14 protein-coding genes are annotated in these 19,150 nt (G+C 41.8%); 8 read left to right on the top strand and 6 right to left on the bottom strand.

All coding sequences use genetic code 11. From position 1 onward, the window contains the following. Window positions 1-18: 18 nt before the first annotated feature. Genes mltG through H589_RS0107785 form a run of 3 tightly spaced genes read right to left on the bottom strand, consistent with a single transcriptional unit; the run spans window position 19 to window position 5,017 of the window. On the bottom strand, window positions 19-1,140 hold the full coding sequence (mltG, locus tag H589_RS0107795; protein ID WP_245577070.1) for an endolytic transglycosylase MltG: 1,122 nt from the start codon (window positions 1,138-1,140) through the stop codon (window positions 19-21). Then, entirely contained in the window at window positions 1,062-1,469 is a 408-nt protein-coding gene (gene ruvX, locus H589_RS0107790; protein ID WP_027721504.1) for a Holliday junction resolvase RuvX, read from the bottom strand. The genes mltG and ruvX overlap by 79 nt, the downstream gene beginning before the upstream one ends. Before the next feature lie 2 nt (window positions 1,470-1,471). Further along, on the bottom strand, window positions 1,472-5,017 hold the full coding sequence (locus H589_RS0107785) for an FAD-binding and (Fe-S)-binding domain-containing protein (protein WP_027721503.1): 3,546 nt from the start codon (window positions 5,015-5,017) through the stop codon (window positions 1,472-1,474). Window positions 5,018-5,479: 462 nt separating this feature from the next. On the opposite strand from H589_RS0107785, the gene H589_RS0107780 reads away from it, so the two are divergent. The 8 genes from H589_RS0107780 to H589_RS0107745 all read left to right on the top strand — a co-directional run bounded on the left by H589_RS0107780 (window position 5,480) and on the right by H589_RS0107745 (window position 14,199). After that, a complete protein-coding gene (locus tag H589_RS0107780) occupies window positions 5,480-6,619 on the top strand; it encodes a pyridoxal-phosphate-dependent aminotransferase family protein (RefSeq protein ID WP_027721502.1) in 1,140 nt (379 codons plus the stop codon). 359 nt (window positions 6,620-6,978) lie between these two features. Then, a complete protein-coding gene (locus H589_RS0107775) occupies window positions 6,979-7,572 on the top strand; it encodes a TetR/AcrR family transcriptional regulator (protein WP_027721501.1) in 594 nt (197 codons plus the stop codon). A 13-nt stretch (window positions 7,573-7,585) separates the two neighbouring features. Next, a complete protein-coding gene (locus H589_RS0107770; RefSeq protein WP_027721500.1) occupies window positions 7,586-9,721 on the top strand; it encodes a SulP family inorganic anion transporter in 2,136 nt (711 codons plus the stop codon). A gap of 12 nt (window positions 9,722-9,733) precedes the next feature. Further along, window positions 9,734-10,948 (top strand): response regulator, encoded by a 1,215-nt coding sequence (locus H589_RS0107765; RefSeq protein ID WP_027721499.1) that lies wholly within the window; start codon window positions 9,734-9,736, stop codon window positions 10,946-10,948. A gap of 25 nt (window positions 10,949-10,973) precedes the next feature. Continuing rightward, entirely contained in the window at window positions 10,974-12,713 is a 1,740-nt protein-coding gene (locus tag H589_RS0107760) for a sensor histidine kinase (protein ID WP_027721498.1), read from the top strand. 4 nt (window positions 12,714-12,717) lie between these two features. Further along, window positions 12,718-13,074 (top strand): response regulator, encoded by a 357-nt coding sequence (locus H589_RS0107755; protein WP_027721497.1) that lies wholly within the window; start codon window positions 12,718-12,720, stop codon window positions 13,072-13,074. Between the two features lie 21 nt (window positions 13,075-13,095). Continuing rightward, window positions 13,096-13,728 carry an ATP-binding protein gene (locus tag H589_RS0107750; RefSeq protein ID WP_027721496.1) on the top strand — a complete coding sequence of 211 codons (633 nt, stop codon included), beginning with the start codon at window positions 13,096-13,098 and terminating at the stop codon, window positions 13,726-13,728. Window positions 13,729-13,770: 42 nt separating this feature from the next. After that, complete coding sequence (locus H589_RS0107745) at window positions 13,771-14,199, top strand: response regulator (protein WP_027721495.1); 429 nt, start codon at window positions 13,771-13,773, stop codon at window positions 14,197-14,199. A 234-nt stretch (window positions 14,200-14,433) separates the two neighbouring features. On the opposite strand, the gene hypF is transcribed toward H589_RS0107745, so the two are convergent. From hypF to H589_RS0107730, 3 genes are read right to left on the bottom strand one after another with little or no spacing between them, the layout of a single operon-like run. Continuing rightward, the gene (gene hypF / locus H589_RS0107740; protein WP_027721494.1) at window positions 14,434-16,776 is read right to left on the bottom strand and encodes a carbamoyltransferase HypF; all 2,343 of its coding nucleotides are present in this window, start codon (window positions 16,774-16,776) and stop codon (window positions 14,434-14,436) included. Window positions 16,777-16,819: 43 nt separating this feature from the next. Continuing rightward, complete coding sequence (locus tag H589_RS0107735) at window positions 16,820-17,752, bottom strand: DUF362 domain-containing protein (RefSeq protein WP_027721493.1); 933 nt, start codon at window positions 17,750-17,752, stop codon at window positions 16,820-16,822. Continuing rightward, on the bottom strand, window positions 17,752-19,146 hold the full coding sequence (locus H589_RS0107730; protein ID WP_027721492.1) for a hypothetical protein: 1,395 nt from the start codon (window positions 19,144-19,146) through the stop codon (window positions 17,752-17,754). The genes H589_RS0107735 and H589_RS0107730 overlap by 1 nt, the downstream gene beginning before the upstream one ends. Window positions 19,147-19,150 lie beyond the last annotated feature (4 nt).

The raw sequence follows: 19,150 nt of genomic DNA, 5'->3' as shown, positions 1-19,150 counted from the left end.
CAGATCATCCTGTTACTGTTAATTATATGATCGATATGTTTTTTTGTTTCTGTGAAGCTGATATCTTTTCACCGCTGCATTGTGTTCTTTCAGCGATTTGCTGAAGTAATGCGCTCCATTACCTTTGGCGACAAAATATAAATAAGAATGTTTTTCGGGATTAATGGCTGCTTTTATCGACTCAAGTCCCGGAGAGCATATTGGGCCGGGAGGCAATCCCCTGTGCTGGTATGAGTTGTAGGGATTAGATTTATCGCTGATGTGTTTCTTACGAATGTTACCGTCAAACGTTTCACCAAGCCCATATATGATAGTTGGATCGCACTGGAGCAGATAGCCTTTTTGAAGGCGGTTCGCGAATACTCCTGCTATTGTACGTCTTTCAGATACATCTCCGGTTTCTTTTTCAATAAGAGAAGCCAGAATAATCGTCTTGTGTATTTCATCCGGATCAGGAAGTTTGCCATTCCATGCTTTTTGAGCAGCTTTACGAAATTCTTTGAGCATAGTTTCCACAAGAACCTTCCCTGAATCTTTTTTGGGAGCGGTCAGTAAATATGTCTCAGGAAACAGATAACCTTCAGCACTTTTTGCGGGTATGTGATATTTTGCAAGCAGATTTGGATCAGAAACGGCAGCTTTAAACTGGGCATAATCAGTTAATTTTGATTTTGCAGCAACATCTGCCGTTGCCCACCACGTAAGCCCTTCGCGGACTGAAAACTTGTGCATTATGCCTGAAGTCGTTGTCAGGGTTTCGAGGATTTGCGGGGCAGTCATGTTTGTGTAGAGATTAAATTCTCCGGCCCTGACTTTATTTTCCTTGCCCTGTACCTGTGCATATTCTCGAAATTGTTTGGAATCGCTGATTAAGCCTTCTTTGGAAAGATTAGTTGATACGGTCCAGAGAGCTTCTCCCGGTTCAACTGTAAAAAGAATCTGACGCCCTTCAATCTCTGGCGGGATATTTAGAAAGCTCCATGACTTGTACATGAACCATGAAGCGACCAGCATCATGGCGATACAGCCAACTGCCAGTGCAGGCATTACGTAGTGTAAAATTATTTTCTTGCCAGCCACGTTTCCAGAATTATTTTTGCGGCTTGGCTGTCCAGATTCTTCTTTCGTTTTTTGTCCCAAAGTCCTGACTCCTTGAGTTCTTCTTCTGCTGCAATTGAGCTTAGTCTTTCATCCACAAGATGAATGGGTAAGTCAACCCTTCTTTCAAGTGATGCAGCAAAGTTGCGCACTTGTCTGGTGGTAAGTGTGTCTTCTCCGTCAAGAGAAAGAGGAAGGCCGATGATTATTTCACCGACCTTCTCATTTTCAATTATTTCAATTAACTCTGAAAACATGGCATCGCGGGTTGTTTTCTGCATAACCTTTAGTGGAAAAGAGAACATCTTTTCCGGGTCGGTTATGGCAAGCCCGATGCGTTTGGTTCCAAAGTCTATTCCTAGTGCTTTCATATTTATATAATTACCAGTTCATCCTGACGTTGCGCTTTTTCAAGTTCTTTCTTGAATTCTTTGCGCCATTTGGGACCGCCGATTACTTCAGCGAGATATTCTACAGTGTGCAAAACACGGTTATGCTTTTTAAGAGTATGAACATTACGCTTAATTCCAACTTTACAGGATGGACATCCTACGAGAATAGGTGTTTTTTTATCACATCCCCGCAAGTCCTTTTTAAGCTGTTCACCTTTACGATCACGAAGTTTGTTATATATTTCCGGACTGGTGATAGAGCCTAGGCCCGATTCTCCGCAGCAGCCGGGAGAAAGAGTGACCTTGCTTCCAAGCATTCCGGCAATAGCTTTTCTGTATGCTTCAGGCGCTTTTGATTTATTCACGTCTGTCCATTCAGTATGGCATGATGCGTGGTATATAATTTCCTGATCAGTAGCAAGGTCTGTCAGGTTTATATTTCCGGGATTAGTCAGCAAATATTGAACAGCATCGCTGCGCTTCAAATGACCGCCCATTTCCTGACTGAAATCATATGATTCCAATGATTCACGACAGGTTCCACAGGCTGTGATTATGGTAGACACATTAAGGCCCACTATTGATGCTTTTGCTATGCGGTATTGAATATCGCTGATGTTCCGATGTCGATTGGTGTTGTATGATTCGACGCACCCGCTTGCCAGCAACGGATATCCGCAGCATAGATGTTTGGATGGCATTACCACATTTACGCCGGACTTAAGCAGCAGATATAGTGTGGCCATACCTATGTCTCGGGAGAACAGGCTTGCACCGCAACCGGGGAAGTAAAAAACACTGTCCGGCGCAGGGGTACTGTGCATAAACATAGACCCCTTATCCAGATTAATGCTTTCGGATAGATTTTTATAATCCATTGCCGGAGTTTTACTATGTATTATGGGAGAATCCATACGTCTACGCCAGTGACCGGGGATAAAGCCTATTGCTTTAGATTGTATCGCAGCTGATAGTGACAGGAATTTAGCTGCCTTAGGCAGTCTGCTTTCCGGATCTTTGGCAATGAAGCCTAGAGCTGCACTCTTGATAGGATGTCCACTGGTTCCCTTATATTCAAGAAAGCTTCTAATCTGGAGTGCTGCTCCTGCCGAATCAATCTTGATAGGGCATACAGAAGTACAACGACCACAGGCTGTGCAGTGCTCCATGAGTTTGCGCAGTTTGGTCATAAGATCTGGGGAAGGTTCACCTCGCTGGACCTGTGAATAGTATATAGCTTCAATAAGTGCTCCCAGTGCAATATTCTTGTTTCTGGGGTGGTACATGAGTCCTTTCTCAGGATAATACATTGGGCAAACCTGTTTGCATTTTCCGCAACGGGTACAGGTCTGAATGTTTTTAAGCAGATCCATCAAGTGTTCTTTGTCCTTGATGGCTGTTTTGTTCAGGTCGTTAATGAGCCTGTTGAACGAGAATGTGTATGCCGGAGAAGGAAGTTTTCTACGGGTCAGTTTCCCTGGATTAAGGATGTTAAGAGGGTCAACCTTCAGTTTGTATTTGCGGATTGCTTCAATTTTAGCATCGGAGAGGTAATCAATCTTAGTGATACCGATCCCATGTTCACCTGAAACTTCACCTTTAAGCTCAAGAACTTTTTTGAAAACATCGTCTACTGCTTCGTGTGCACTGTGCAGCATATCCTGATCGTTTGAGTTGACTGGAATATTTACATGGCAGTTACCATCGCCAGCATGCATGTGGTTGGCAATGACGATGCGCTGTTCTTTAAGCTTTTTCAGTATATTCTCTATTTTGGAATCCAGTTTAGGGAATTCATCACGTAATTCCTGAAAAATATAGCGAATCTGCCCTTCGAGTTCCTGATCACTGAGATCCTTTCCAGATGTTTTGCCTTTAAGAATATCTGTAGTGCGCTCAAGAGCCAGTTCAACCTTTGGCTCTTCGATAGGAAAGCCATGGAGATCTTTTACTGCCAATAGAGAACGGCGGTAAATTTTTGCAAGATAAATGAGGTTTAAATCTTCAAGAAAATCAGAAAAATCAGGAATTACTTCAAGGGGAATTACGATATCTTCGTTAACCTTAAAGCCTGAAGTCCGTTTAGCGATGGCAGAAAGTTTATGTCTGTCTTCCCAGAAGTGTTCAGCTTCTTTCTCATCGCGGGCAGCGAAGATATCTACTCCATCATAGGGCTGGGCAATGGACATAATTGTATCAACCGCACTTTGCAACGCAGCTTCATCATCTGAGTCCAATTGTAAAATCAATACGGAGATAGGTTCACCTTCGTATTTTTCTGATTTTTTTTCATATTTGATTGCCTGAACGTATTTGGGACCGAACTCCTCCAGTGCGGAAATTTTTACGAGATCGCCTTCTTCACGGATAGTATCCCGCAGAGAAACAACATCTTTAATGACCATCATCGCATTGCGCATGGAGCGTCCATAAAACTCAAGGCACAGAACCCGGGAGTTGGACGGTTTTGGGTAAAGGGCGAAGCATGCTTCGGTGATGATACCGTCAACACCTTCTTTTTGAACTCCTGGAAGTCCGCCTAAATACTTGTTGGTTACGTCCTTTCCAAGTCCTGTCGTGCGAATTTCATTTGCAGTAAGCTCTATTGTATCAACTAAGCTTCCTTTACCATCAATTATTTCAAAGGTTGCGTTTTCATTAGCAAATATTTTGTGACCGGGATGTTCTTTGCGTCTGACTTCAATCAGATCCCCTTTAGGCATGACCATTTTATAACTGAGAATATTATCAATAGTGCAACCATATTCAAAGGCGAAAGGGCCGCCGGAGTTTTCAGAAATATTTCCACCCAGAGAAGAACCTGCTTTAGATGCAGGATCAACAGTAAACAGCAGATTCTTTTTTTCAGCAGCCTTAATGGCATCAAGAGTAATAACACCGGCTTGCGCACAGAGGCTCATTGTTCCCGGATCAACACTGATGATTTTTTTAAAGCGGCCCAGTGAAAGAACTGCAGTGCGGTCAAGAGCAGGAATTGCCCCACCGGTTGCTCCTGTTCCACCTCCACGGGGAATAAGTCCGAATTGCATCTCATTTGCGAGGCGTACAATAGCTCTGATATGTTCAGTCTTTTCAGGGAAAAGTACAGCAATTGGAAGTTCAATACGTAAATCTGTTGCATCTGTGGCCGACTGGACAAGGGTATGCGGCTTAAGTCCGATACACTCTTCGGGTAGAATCTCTTTAATTTTTTCGATGAATCTTATTTTGAATTCCTGATCTGCATCTTGTTTGAGCCAGAAATTTTCAACTGCACGGGTTAACCGCTGCGGGTATTCACCTGATAGGGTTGGTCGGGCCAGAGTCAGAGTTCTGGAGACTGATTTACGAACCAGTTCCGGGTCAATAAACGGGTTATAACGCACAAGAAAGAGTTCCGCAGCAATGCTTTCAGCGAGAGTGCGAACATCTTCAGGCCAGCCTTTAAAATCGAAAGGATCAAGGCCGAGTACTCTTGAAAGAAGAGCTTCGGCTGGAATAGAAATATGAGGACCTAGTTGAGGCATAATATCTTACCGTGAATATTTTGTGTGTTAAGGAGCAGAACAGCCCCTTGTGAAGAAAAAAAGGCAATATAGAGATCACCTTGACGAAAATCAAGTAACTATTTTGTAATTTCGTGATTCTTCACGATATTTATACTTACATCCAAATCTTAAGATGCTGTTTTCACTGCTTATTTCTTGTAAATTGATATGTTAAGAAATGCAAAATAGATATTAAAAACACTCTCATATTAAACAGACTGTTTTTCTATTGTGAAAAGGCTCTTGGAAATCAGTGTTGACACCAAAGATACTAATGACGGAGCTATTGATTGTAAAGAGGTGTTGTGTTTTATGCTTGACAGAACTGATACATTTAACAGAATATTTTTGCTTTAAAAATAGACCTACTGCAGTCTTCTTTGCGATATTCGTAATTATTTGTCTCTAAATTATATAATGAGGAAAAGAGAGGGTTTAAAAATGATAGGTGATGATTTTGTTGACTTAAAATTATTTATTACCGGGCCAATTCTTCTTCGTGAAGAAGTTCGCAGAGCAGGACTGCTGCCTGAATTCGGTCATCGGGATTCTGAAAATCCAAAACGTTTTGAGCCTATAATGAGAAACCTTCTGGCTATTGCCGGTAATCCTAAAGGATATACTCCGATTATTTTTAATGGTTCAGGTACGAATGTTCTGGAAGCTTCCATTCGTTCTCTCGTTTCTGATTCTGATAAAGTGCTGAATGTCTCTGTAGGTGCTTTTGGTGATCTTTATCATACGCTTGCTGTTGTTAATGGAAAGAACGCTGTTCAGCTTAAGTTTGCTCATGGAAAAGCTATTGATATGCAAGAATTGGAAGTTGCACTTAAAGAGCATAAGCCGGATGTTGTGACTTTTACTCATAATGAAACTGCAACAGGTGTCATAAATGATGTCGTTCAGGTTTGTGAATTGATACGTGCAAATGGTGCATTACCCATAGTCGACGGAGTTTCTATTTTTGGTGGAGCTCCTAGTATGATCAGTGAAGCAAAACCGCTAATGTATTGTACCTCAACTCAGAAGTCACTGGGATTGCCTGCCGGTTTCGGTATAGGTTTTGTGAGTGAGGAAGCAATGGAGAAAGCCGCAACGGTTGAAAATCGTGGTTACACAACTGATATCATTGCTCAGATGGGAAAGGCTAAAATTAATCAGACTTTGACCACACCAAACGGAACACTTGCCAATCAGATGTGTGTGCAGCTTGACTATATTGTAAATAGTGAAACCGTAGCAGGGCGTTTTAAGAGGCATGAAGACATGCGGACTATAGCGCATAAATGGTCTGAAATAATGGATGGATATGAGCTTTTTGCTCAGGAGGGATTCCGTTCACCAAGTCTTACAACCTTTAAGACTCCTTCATATATGACAATTGATAAGCTTAAAGAGGTGAAAGAGCTGATGCGTGAGCATGGCTATCTTTTTGATCCCGGTTACGGAAAAATTAATAAAGAACTTGCTGATCAGGGTGAGTCTCCTATTTTTCGTGTCGGGCATATGGCAGATATTATGCCTGAAATGCTTACAGAGTATCTTGAAGTGCTTGGCGAGGTTTTGAATACTTTCAATTAGTTCTTAAGTTCAATCTATTTAAAATCCTTGAAGTCCGAACTCAAATATCCGAGTTCGGACTTTTTATTTTAGAACTAAAAATACAGGAAATTGTTTTTATAGCGAAAATTAATCTTCCCTATAAAGATAATAAAAAAGTTTAATAAAAACCGAGTGATAACTCAGTATAAGTGTTTTGTGAAAAAAAGTGCATTGTATGTATATGTCTTATTTATTGAATATGTATAATAAAATTAACTCATTAAATAAACTTAACTATGTGCTTGTGAAAAAATGGACGGGTTGACATTGAACTTGGAAACAGTATATTTTACGAAATACTGAGTGCTCAGTCGGTTTTTTGTAAATCAGGAGAAGTGATGACCAAGATGTCTAAGAAAAAAGCAGCAATACTGGAGGCTGCTACCATGCTTTTCGCCAACAAGGGATTTGCCGATACTTCTATGCACGAACTATCAGATATGACCGGGGCTGCGGAAGGAACTATTTTTTATCATTTCAAGAGCAAAGAACAGCTTCTGTTTGCAATCCTTGAGGCAACAAAGGTGCGCATTTTAGAAGAGTTTGATGCTCACATGGAAAATCATGAACAAGGTACAGGCCTTGAGATGATGGAAGAAGTGGTCGCGTTTTATCTTCTTCTTGCCGGACGTATGGAACATCAGTTCTTACTTCTACATCGGCTTTTTTTGTATCAGTTTGCAGAAAGCAGACCGGAGTTCCGGGAAAACCTCGAAGCAATTTATAATTGTCTGGTCATTCTTTTTGAGCAGGCAATCCATAAAGGGCTTGAGGACGGCTCGATTGGCAACGTCAGCCCGAGGAAGAGTGCACTCATTATCTTTACTATGGTAGATGGGTTAGTGAGATTTAAAAATTTTAATCTTTATGATGCGGGCGCACTGTTTAATGACCTTATAGAGTCTGTCCGTAGAATGTTGAAACCTAACTAGAGGTACTTATCTCATGCTTACTAAAATTTTTCCTTTTTTGGGCTGGTTCAAAAAGTACAGCGGAACGGCTTTTAGAGCGGATATTCTTTCCGGTCTGACCGTTGCTCTTGTGCTTATCCCACAGTCCATGGCGTATGCACAGCTTGCGGGGATGCCTGCATACTACGGTCTTTACGCCTCACTGCTTCCGCCTATGGTTGCAGCCCTTTTCGGCTCAAGCCGCCAGCTTGCAACGGGGCCTGTGGCAGTTGTATCTCTTATGACAGCTGCGTCTCTTGAGCCGCTCGCCACAGCAGGCAGTGAAGGATATATTGCATATGCATTGCTTCTGGCATTGCTGGTCGGTATATTTCAGTTCCTGCTTGGTGTCCTACGTCTTGGTCTAGTTGTAAATTTCCTTTCACATCCAGTTGTAAACGGATTTACCAACGCAGCTGCGATCATTATCGCATCTTCACAGCTGTCCAAGATGTTTGGTGTGTACGTTGATAAAGCAGACCTGCATTTTGAAACTATAATGCGGGTTATTCATGGTGCAATGCATTATACCCATCTGCCAACTCTAGGAATGGGGGCACTGGCTTTTGCCATTATGGTGGGGCTCAAGAAGATCAATCCGAAAATTCCGAATGTGCTTTGCGCCGTTGTAATCACCACACTCCTGTCATGGTCTATCGGCTTCAATCACGATGCGAGAGTAAATATCTCAGCTATTCAGGATAACGAAGCTCAGGCTCTTATTAAAGACTTTAATAAAACTGTTGTTGATATAGATAATCTTGGAGTTAAGCGTACTGAAATTGCCGGACTGGAAGATAAAGCAAAAGCAGATAAAAACCAGGTCGGTTATTTAGATGCAGAGCATGATCTTGCTGTAGTTAACTATCAGGTTAAATTACTTAAGCATAAATCCCATGAATATCGGGCAAAACTGCGAAGCTTACTTTTTAATGGTGTTGAGCAGGAAGGCGGTGATCTTGTTTTCTTTATCAAGGATAGCGCTCCTGAAGGAATGAAAACAGATGGTCGCATCTGGCGTTTAAGCATCGGTAATAAAGTTCTTAATACTGAATCCTTAAAAATGATGGGCGGAGGCGCTGTTGTTGGAAATGTTCCTTCCGGTTTTCCTGAAATTGCTGTGCCTTCTCTTGATTTTAAAGTAATAATAAAGTTGTTTCCGTTTGCTGTGATTATTTCCCTGCTGGGATTTATGGAGGCCATATCAATTGCGAAAGCTATGGCAGCAAAGACCGGCCAGAGACTTGATCCTAATCAGGAACTTATCGGTCAGGGGCTTGCAAATATGCTTGGTGCATGCGGGTCATCGTATCCTGCTTCAGGGTCCTTCTCCCGTTCAGCCGTTAACCTGCAGGCCGGAGCTGTCACTGGTCTTTCCAGTGTTTTTACTTCAGCTATCGTCGCTGTTACTTTGATGTTTTTTACACCGCTTCTATATCACCTGCCTCAGGCTGTGCTTGCTGCGGTTATCATGATGGCTGTTATCGGTCTGATTAACGCATCTGGGTTTATTCATGCATGGAAAGCGCAGAAGTATGATGGAGCTATTTCCATTATTTCTTTTATTGCAACTTTGGCATTTGCACCTCACCTCGATAAGGGGATTATGATAGGTGTCGCTCTTTCACTTGGTGTATTTTTGTATAAAAGTATGCGTCCGCGTGTTGCTGCTTTATCAAAGGATGAAAATCAGGTTCTGCGTGATGCCAGTGTTCATGGTCTTCGTGTATGTAGTCATATTGCTGTAGTTCGTTTCGGAGGACCTTTGTTCTTTGCAAACGCAAGCTTTCTTGAAGATCAGATTACAGACCGTATTATTAAGTGCCCTGAATTGAAGCATATTATTCTGGTTTGCAACGGTATCAACGATATTGATGCGTCAGGCGAAGAAGCTCTTTCTCTAATCATCGATACTGTGCGGAGCGGCGGTCGGGATATATCTCTTTCCGGTGTAAATGAAGCGGTGATGGATGTGCTTGAGCGCACTCATCTTCTTGAAAAAATTGGAAGAGATCATGTTTTTGCTGATACTGATACAGCTCTTTGCAAGACTCACGCTCAGGCTCATCAGGATGGTTCTGAGATTGATTGTCCCCTCACAACTTACTGCCGAATCAACGGTAACGCATAGTGGAGGTTTATAATGTCTGATCTATTTATATTCAGCGGCCTGTTCTGTCAGGCGGACGCAGTTGCAAAACGTATAATTGATGATATTGATTTAAAGCTTGTTACTGACAATGATCTGGTAGCTGACGCGGCTTCTCTCAGTGGAATGAGCGGAAGTACTATTGCCCGGGTATTTAGTCATAAGACATCAATCTTTAATAAATTCAGTCATGAGAAGGAACGTTCAATCGCATGGCTCAGGCTTGCACTTGCCAAAAAGCTGGCAGAAGGAAGACCATTGCTGGTTTCCGGTTTTGTAAGTCAGCTCCTGTCTCAGGAAATTGATCATGTTCTTAAAGTCTGCATAATAGATGATGTACATAAAAGGGTGGAAAGCGCTCTCAATAATAATGGCTTGCCGGAGAAAGATGCATCCAAAGCTATTTTACACAGTGATGAAGAGAAAACTGTATGGGTTCGCGAAATTACCGGAAGTACTGATCCCTGGAACAGCAGCTTGTACGACATGATAATTCCGGTCGGCAAAATTGGCATTGATGAATCTGTGGCTCTGATTAAAGAGCAGCTCAGTAACTCGGCGGTTGAAGTTACCGAGGCTTCTAAAAAAGCAGTTCAGAATTTTCTGCTGGCCGCGACTGTAGAAACAGCTCTGGCAGTTAAAGGACATCACGTTGAAGTCACAGCTGAAAGTGGAACAGTTTACATCGCGATCAATAAAAAAGTCATTATGGTCGAGCGTCTTGAAAAAGAACTTCGCGAAATGGCAGAACCTATTGAAGGTGTAAAAAAGGTAGAATTCAAGTTTGGTAAGGAGTATTATGAGGCAGATATATATCGCCGCATGGACTTTGAACTTCCTTCACGTGTCCTTCTGGTTGATGATGAACGAGAGTTTGTGAAGACTCTTTCAGAGCGGCTTATGCTTCGCGACCTAGGTTCTGCTGTGGTTTATGACGGCGAGTCCGCTATGAATGTTGTCCATAATGATGAGCCTGAAGTTATGATTCTTGACCTTAAAATGCCTGGAATAGACGGCATAGAGGTTTTGCGCAGAGTTAAGACCAAATGTCCAAAAATTGAAGTTATTATTCTTACTGGACATGGTTCGGAACAGGATCGGAAGACTTGCATGGAGCTGGGAGCGTTTGCATATCTTAATAAGCCTGTCGATATTGATGTTCTGAGTACTGCTCTTAAGGATGCTTACGAAAAAGTGCGTAATTCTTAAATCATAAATTCCTCGGAGCTGGGTCATGTCGATTAAAGGAATATTCAAGCCTGAATTCTGGGATGCAGATGCACAGGCAGCCGGACCGTATAAACGTCTTTTTGACTATAAGCGTATCTGGCAGCTGTGTTTTGCTATTCTTGTTATGGTTTCACTTATTCCGATTCTTATCATGGCTTCCATCGACTTCAGTGTCACCCGGGGGGCTATAAAATCCGAAAATACACTCCGTGCGGCGCGAACAACTTCCAATACCCGACGGTCTGTTTCATTCTTTGTGGAGGAACGGAAATCTGCTTTGCAGCTTTTGGTTGAAATGGAGAATTTCCGCTCCTCCTATAACAAAGAGAATCTCATCAGTATGCTTAAATCATTGAAAAACAGCTTTGGCGGTTTTATTGATCTGGGCGTGATTGATGAGAATGGTAAACAAGTTGCCTATGTAGGACCTTATAAGCTGGAAGGCCGGGAATATTGCGGTCAGGACTGGTTCAGGCAGGCTGTGGATAAAGGGGTATATGTAAGTGAAGTTTTTCTTGGTTTTCGTGACAGCCCTCATTTTGTAATTGCTGTAAAACATTTCATTGGTAATGATAAATCTAAGTACAGAATTTTGAGGGCTACTTTGGATACCAGACAGTTCAATGATATTTTCTCTGCTTTGGATTTACCACAGGGTGAGGATGTCTTTCTTGTAAACAGGGAAGGCGTGCTGCAAACACCGACCAGATGGAATGGCGATCTTTTTTCCAAAGTCAGCTTTGACCTTCCTGAAAAGTCTTTTCGTACAAAAGTACAGCAAATCACCGATCATAACGGGGAAACTGTTATGGTGGGTTATGCCTATATTGAGAATACACCATTTGTGCTTCTTTTCGTGAAGACTAAAAAAGAATTTATGGGAGCGTGGCAAAGATCACGTGATACAGTCACATGGCTTACAGGTGTAAGTATTGCCGTCATTCTTGTTGTTATGTGGGCAGTTGCTTCATATCTTGTGGAACGGATTTATATTGCAGATATGACACGGTCCAAGGCTTTGCAGCAGATGGAGCATCATAACCGTATGGCGTCTATCGGGCGTCTTGCAGCAGGTGTTGCCCATGAAATTAACAATCCTCTGGCAATTATCAATGAAAAAGCAGGGTTGCTCAAGGATCTATTTACATTCAGTAAAGCTTATGAAGCAGATGAAAGACTTATCGGGCTTGTGGATTCGGTTATAGATTCAGTTGAGCGGTGTGGCAGAATAACCAAAAGGCTGCTTGGATTTTCAAGACAGAGTGATATTGAATTCAGGCCTATTTATCCTCAAAAAGTAATCGAGACCGTGCTGAGTTTTCTCAATAAGGAAGCTGAATACCGTTGTATTGATATTCATGTATCGGTTATGGAAGGTATTTACGAAGTTGTAACCGATCGCGGAAAGCTTGAGCAGGTTTTACTCAATCTGATAAGCAATGCATTTCAGGCTATGAAAGATGGCGGAGCGTTGCAGATTGAGGTTGCCCGCAAGGATAAGAACAATTTGATTTTTACTGTTCGTGATAATGGATGCGGAATTCCTGAGTCTGATTTGAAACGAATATTTGAACCATTCTACTCAACAAAAAAGCAATCTGGCGGAACCGGGCTTGGACTGTCCATTACTTATGGTTTAGTACAAGATCTTGGCGGGGCTATGTCTGTTAAGAGTGAACTTGGCAAAGGTACTGAGTTCAGCTTTACATTGCCATCCTCACCGAGATCCAAGGGAGACAAGTAGGAATATGAAAATTTTGCTGGTGGATGATGAGGCGGAATTGGTCTCGGCTCTTGCTGAGCGCCTGAGCTTTAGAGGATTTGAAGCACAATGGGTTTCTTCAGGTGATGAAGCTGTTCAAAAAGTGCATGAAAACGATTATGATCTTGCAGTTCTTGATGTGAAAATGCCACGCATGAGCGGGCTCGAACTTCGTGAGAAGTTAAAGAAAATACGGCCTGCCATGAAATATATATTTCTTTCCGGCCATGGGTCAGAAGATGATTATAGAGCCGGAGCTGCTGAAGCAGTATGTTACCTGGTTAAGCCTGTGAAGATTGAAGAACTGGTTGAAAAAATTAATCAGGCTTTGGGAAGGGAATAGATTTCTTTAAGGAGTATTCCAATGGAATCAACCACGCCTCAGAAAGATCGTGACGGACTTTGTTTTTTCGGGCAGATCAGTGCAGCCATATCGCATGATCTGAAAAATGTTCTGGCAATAATTAATGAAGATGCCGGGCTTATGCAGGATTATTTACTAATGGCTAATCAGGGTATGGAGATTAACCCTGACAAGTTGGGTGAAATAGCCGGAAAAATACTTATTCAGATTAAAAGAGGGGACTCCATCATTAAAAATATGAACAGGTTTGCTCACAGTGTAGACCTGCCGGAGTGCGAAGTTGATTACCGCGAACTTACCTTGCTTGTAGTTTCCCTGTTAACCAGAATTGCGTCACGTAAATCTGTGACTATTTCTATTGCTGAGAGTGATCCTGTCAAAGGAAAGGGTGATCCATTTGTCATACAGATGCTTATTGCCAAGTGTCTTGAGATCTGCATAGACAGTGCTGGAAAAGATAATGAACTGAATATTGAGTTCAGTAATGAAGCAGGAAATAGCGCCATAAAAATTATAGGGTTGAGTAATCCTGTTCCTGCTGACCAGCTATCTGGTCTTGAAAAAAATGCCGTAAATGTGGGAGCTTCTTTGGGGTTTAGCCCGCAGGACAAAATTTTAATTATTAAATTTTAATTACTTTTAAACTGCACCTGATGATGCAGGCGGAGAGAAATCATGGCAGAAAAAGTACTCCTCGTTGATGATGAGAAAGAATTTGTTGAAGGTCTGGCTGAACGTATGGAATTGCGTGGAATGAATGTGACAGCATGTACCAATCCGCAAGAAGCACTGGATAAAGTAGATGCTGAATCTTTTGATGCAATCGTACTTGATTTACAAATGCCGGGAATAGACGGCATTGAAGCTCTCAAACATATTAAAAAGACAAGACCGGAAATGCAGGTGATTCTGCTCAGCGGTCACGCAACCGTTGAAAAAGGTATTGAAGCCATGAAGCTTGGAGCTATGGATTTTGTTGAAAAACCGGCAGATATTAATGTTCTTACCGATAAGATCAAAAAAGCTCAGGCTAAAAAAATGATTATAGTCGAAGAAAAAACAAAAGAAAAAGTTGAAGAGATAATAAAACAAAAAGGCTGGTAAGCAAAATCAGGTTGAAGACTTGAAAGTGACGTTCTATATGCTGGTCACATTTAGAGTCGAAGATAATAGTTAGATAAGTAAAAAATTAGTGAATTTCAAAGAGTTTTTCCTCTTTGAGCCCTGCTCCCACAGATTCCTGTAGTGAGCTGAAAGTAGAAGGTGGTAGATTTTGACACAATGTCAAACTACCACCTTTTGTTTTTCTATTGAAACCTTATCCATTATGCTTTTAGGCTATCCATTTTTGAGCAACATCTGTCCATAGACAGCCTGTCCCAGTGAAATACAACCGTCGTTTGGTGGTAGATAGCGATGTACCAGCGGATTAAGACCACGCTTTTTCAGTTCTATGGGCAGTTCAACAGCAATGGTCTGGTTTTGCATGACACCTCCACTCAGTCCAATAGTTTTAATCCCTGTTTGAGTGGCAAGAAGTATACTGCAATCAGCTAGTCCGTGAATAAGACCTTGGTGGAATTTTCGGCTGACCACAGCTGCGCTGATTCCGTTCAGATAATCATGGAAAGCCTGCTTGAAAAGTTCAGAAGTTTGGATCTGAATAGTTCCGTTTGTTTCATCAAGAGGGCAGTCATATTTTGACTGTACTGTCTGATCCTGAACTTTTTCGAGAATTATTGCAGCCTGTCCTTCGTATGAAATTGTGCTGCAAAGTCCGAGCATAGCTGAGACTGCATCAAAAAGACGTCCGCAACTGCTGGTTGCTGGGCAGTTGATGTTTTTACCTAAAATCTGTTCAAACATTTTAAGTCCGGATAGAGATTCTTCAGGGACATAAATTTTAGTTGGATCAAGGCCGAGGTCCTTGGCGGCGGCATATGCAATACGCCATGGTTCGCGGACGGCAGCTTCTCCACCCGGTAGCCGCAGATATGTGAAATGTGCCAGCCGTTTGTGGACTAAGTTTTTATTGTCCACCATGAGACATTCTCCGCCCCAGATAGTACGGTCATCACCAAGACCTGTTCCGTCGAGAGCTAAACCTAGAGCTGGGCCGCAATGTCTGTTTTCAGCAAGGACTGAATAAATATGTGCATAGTGATGTTGCAGTGAGACTGCCTTGATAGACTCGTTTTGTGAAATTTCCTGAGCAAGAATAGTCGTTAGATAATCAGGATGCAGGTCATGAACAATAAGTTCAGGTTTAATCTTGAGGATTGATTGCAGATGTATCCTGATTTCTCTCCAGAAATTGGATGTCTCCAGATTTTGCATATCCCCTATATGCTGGCTTGTGAAAGCTTGATCGCCTTTGGTAAAACAAAGTGTGTTTTTTAGTTCTGGTCCTGTCCCTAGAACGCAAGGACCTGTTTGCTCCAGAAATACTGGGGATGGAGTGAACCCTCTGCCCCGGCGCATGAAAATAGTACGATTTTCATTTTGTCCAGTAAACTCAGGAACTGAACGTGTGACGGAATCATCGACACGGATTAGAATATCACGGTTATGGAAAAGGAAAATATCTGCGATGTGGGACAGTCTTTTTAAAGCCTCGCGGTTACCTATGCAAATAGGAGCACTGCTCATATTACCAGAGGTCATTACAAGAGCCGCAGGGGCAGCTAAATTTGTTTGCGCTGAAAAATATTTAAGGAGAACTTGATGTAACGGAGTGTATGGAACCATCAAACCTATAAAATCAGTGTCCGGAGCTATTTCAGGAGCCAGAGAATAATTTGCTCCTTTAAAAGCAAGAACAATAGGGCGTTGTATACCTTCTAGCAGCTCTATATCATTATCAGTCAGTTCTGATAGTTTCCGTGCTTCGTCAACATCACGTACCATCACAGCAAGAGGTTTATCCGGACGGTTTTTGCGTTTGCGTAAAGTTTTAACTGCTTTAGAATTAGAGGCGTCGCAGACCAGATGAAAGCCTCCGAGCCCTTTGACTGCTGCAATTTCCCCTGCAGCAAGATGTTTTGCCAGATCATGAAGGGCAGTAGGGGAGCCAGCAATCTTTTGACCTTTATTGTCGGTCAGCCACACTTCGGGTCCGCACTTGGCGCATGCATTCGGCTGCGCATGAAATCTACGGTCAAGTGGATTTTCGTATTCTTTTTTACACTCAGGACACAGAGGAAAGCATGACATTGATGTGACCGGTCGGTCGTAGGGTATAGAACGGGTGATTGTGTATCGTGGTCCGCAATTGGTACAGTTCGTAAATGGATATTCATAGCGGCGGTTTTGCGGATTATTCATATCAGCAAAACAGTCAGGACAGGTTGCTACGTCCGGGCTGATGAGCACGCAGTGTCCTTCACCTGCTGTTGAGGCCAGAATGCAAAATTGTTTTTCATCTTTAACAATTTCTATGTCAGTTTTTTTTAGAGAAACTATTTTTGCCAGACGTGGCAGATCGTCAATAAGTGACTGATCAAAGTTATCAAGATTAGTCTTACCACCCTGAATTTCAATGAGTACTCCTTCCGGACTGTTCAGTACTGTACCTGAAAGGTTATGCCTTAGTGCTGTTTTATAAATAAAAGGTCTGAAACCGACTCCTTGTACCTGTCCGGTAACAGTAAGAAGTCTGCGTGAAATATTATTTGCGGTCATCGCCGTAATCTCTTTTGTGTATGGTAAGCTGAACGTGATAATTTTACTTAAATCTGCTGAAAAAACTTTTTACTCTTCCTTTAACAAATCGTACAGCCTCAAATTCCATAGGATTAAGCTTCTCAGGAACAATAAAATCTTTGGTATCGAAATCGTCCGGTGGTTCGATAACATATTTGATATGGTCGGGGTGATATCCGAAAATTTTCTGTCGTGCGCATTCTTTCCATAGCAGGATTTTTTTAGGGCTTAAGCCTAGAAGCATGTATATAGCTGTATCCAACGCATATTGATTGCATGATCCTGCCAGAAGGTTCATGGAATATGGCTTACCACTGATAGGGCCGGTTACATGCATGGGGTAAATTGCATCCATCAGACTGAATGATACAGGCATAGTCTTGTTGACTTCTATAATCATTTTTTCCATCAATCCGGGATTTTCACCGAATCTGGTATGGGCATATGCCTTACGGAACCCGACCACAGTTCCAAACATGTTTTTGACTGCTCCGGTGACACCAAACTGAGCATGAGCCTTGAATTTGGGGACATTGATGATCATATCTGATTCAAGCGCATCACGGGAAATACCTATAGTTTCGCCGAAGGATAATTTAAGTTTAACCGGATGCCCCAGAGATTTCGGTTTAAGCCCAAGTGATGCCAATCCCGAAGTCATACCGATCGCTTTTGAAACCTGAGATGCTGTTCCATATCCGGGAGAGTCGGCAACTGTTATTTCAGCACCGCAATCTTTAAGATAACGGCATACAGACAGTGTTATATTGGGGTGAGTGCAAGCGAGTTTGTTTTTAGAAGAAACCAGATTAGGTTTCACCAGAACCTTAGTTCCCAGAGGAACTTTGAATCCACATTCTTCCATAACCATACCGACAGCAGTGTCAAGAATTGTGGATTCATATTCAAGGATACGGAAAAAAGCGACTGCTTCTCTGGTCTTTTTTATATTCATCAAGTCTTATCCTTAGGCTTGGCTTTACGTTTCTTCTGTGCAGCTGGTTTTTCAGACTGCAGGACAGCAGTATTTTTCTTTGATTTTTTCTGATCTACCGGAACTATTTTATGGTTAGTGTTTTCATTCTTTAGGTTAGTCGTTACTTTCTTGTTTGCCTTTTGTGAAGTATTTGCTTTTTGAGTTGTGGGAACTGTTTGGGATGCATCCGGTCTTTTTCTAGCTGACGTTTTTTGGGTTCCTGAATCAGTCGTGGAAGATGGTTGAGCCTTTCGCTTGGCTAGAACAGCTTTTTTGTCCGCAGCTGAATTTGTCGGTAGTTTTCTTTTCGCACCGGTTTTTATTGCAGCTGAATCTGTTTTTTTCTCCGGTCGATCAACTCTTTTTGACTTTTCAGTCTTCTTATCGGTCGGTGTGAGTACTTTTTTTATACTAGTTTTTTTTCTTTTTTCGTCAGCACCTTTTTGAGCTACGGTATTTTTTTTCTTTTTTTGCAACGTTTCATCAGATTCTTTTGTAATTTTTTTCTTACTTTTCTTTCTGGAAGCAATAATACCGTCGACTTCCAGCAAGGCTTCCTGATTAGTTCGTGTACCTTTTACTTTTTTGATTTTGGCTGCTTGAGCTTTTTGCTTAATTTTCTTTTTTTTCAGAATTAGTGCTTTTTCTCTATCGGACATTTCCCGACCGAGAGATATACGAATTTTTTTCATAAAATTATCAGAAGCAAGTGTGCCGAAGAATAGAAAATTTGATGCATCCCAAAGTATTGCAAAAAGGAGAATTCCAATTGTTCCAAGTGTTAGATAGGCTAAGCCGGATGTCTCGCTGACAGGAAAGGCTTCGCGTAAATTATAAGCCGGAATCAAAAGTCTGGCCCGGATTTTATTAATTAGTTTTTCCTGAACTTTCATTCGCTGAGATGCCATTGCGATTGAAAGTTTCTTTAAAATTCTGTCCATCATATACATGGAATATGTGACAGGCATAGAATACCGTTGCTGCAGTTTATCAAATTCATGATGATAGAGCAGATTGATATCATTCATAAAAAATTTCAGCGTATATCCAAGATCTCCTTGAATATTAACCGAACGACCTTTTGGCGTTACTGTCAGCTTATTGCGCAGGAAAATTGAGATTGCGGCCCGAGTCTTTTCATTACTGCTGAATTCCAGAGTTACATTAAAATTTTTGCCGAGGTTGGAATTATTTTCTTCCGCGATTTTTTTGAAAGGAGGCTTTATACCTTTGCGCAGTGAATTGAATGTGTCCTCCATCGCTTGAAAACCAGTTTGACCATTCAATACAGGAAGACTCATTGTGCCAAGTATAAGCATGCTGCAGGTAAAAAGAATTGCTGAGGTAACTAGTGTTTTGGTGGAATATATCATGCGG

This window comes from Maridesulfovibrio zosterae DSM 11974 (genome assembly GCF_000425265.1).
Taxonomy (GTDB): Bacteria; Desulfobacterota; Desulfovibrionia; order Desulfovibrionales; family Desulfovibrionaceae; genus Maridesulfovibrio; species Maridesulfovibrio zosterae.
The sequence above is the reverse complement of the archived record's forward strand: the minus strand, read 5'-3'. Positions and strand labels throughout refer to the sequence as shown.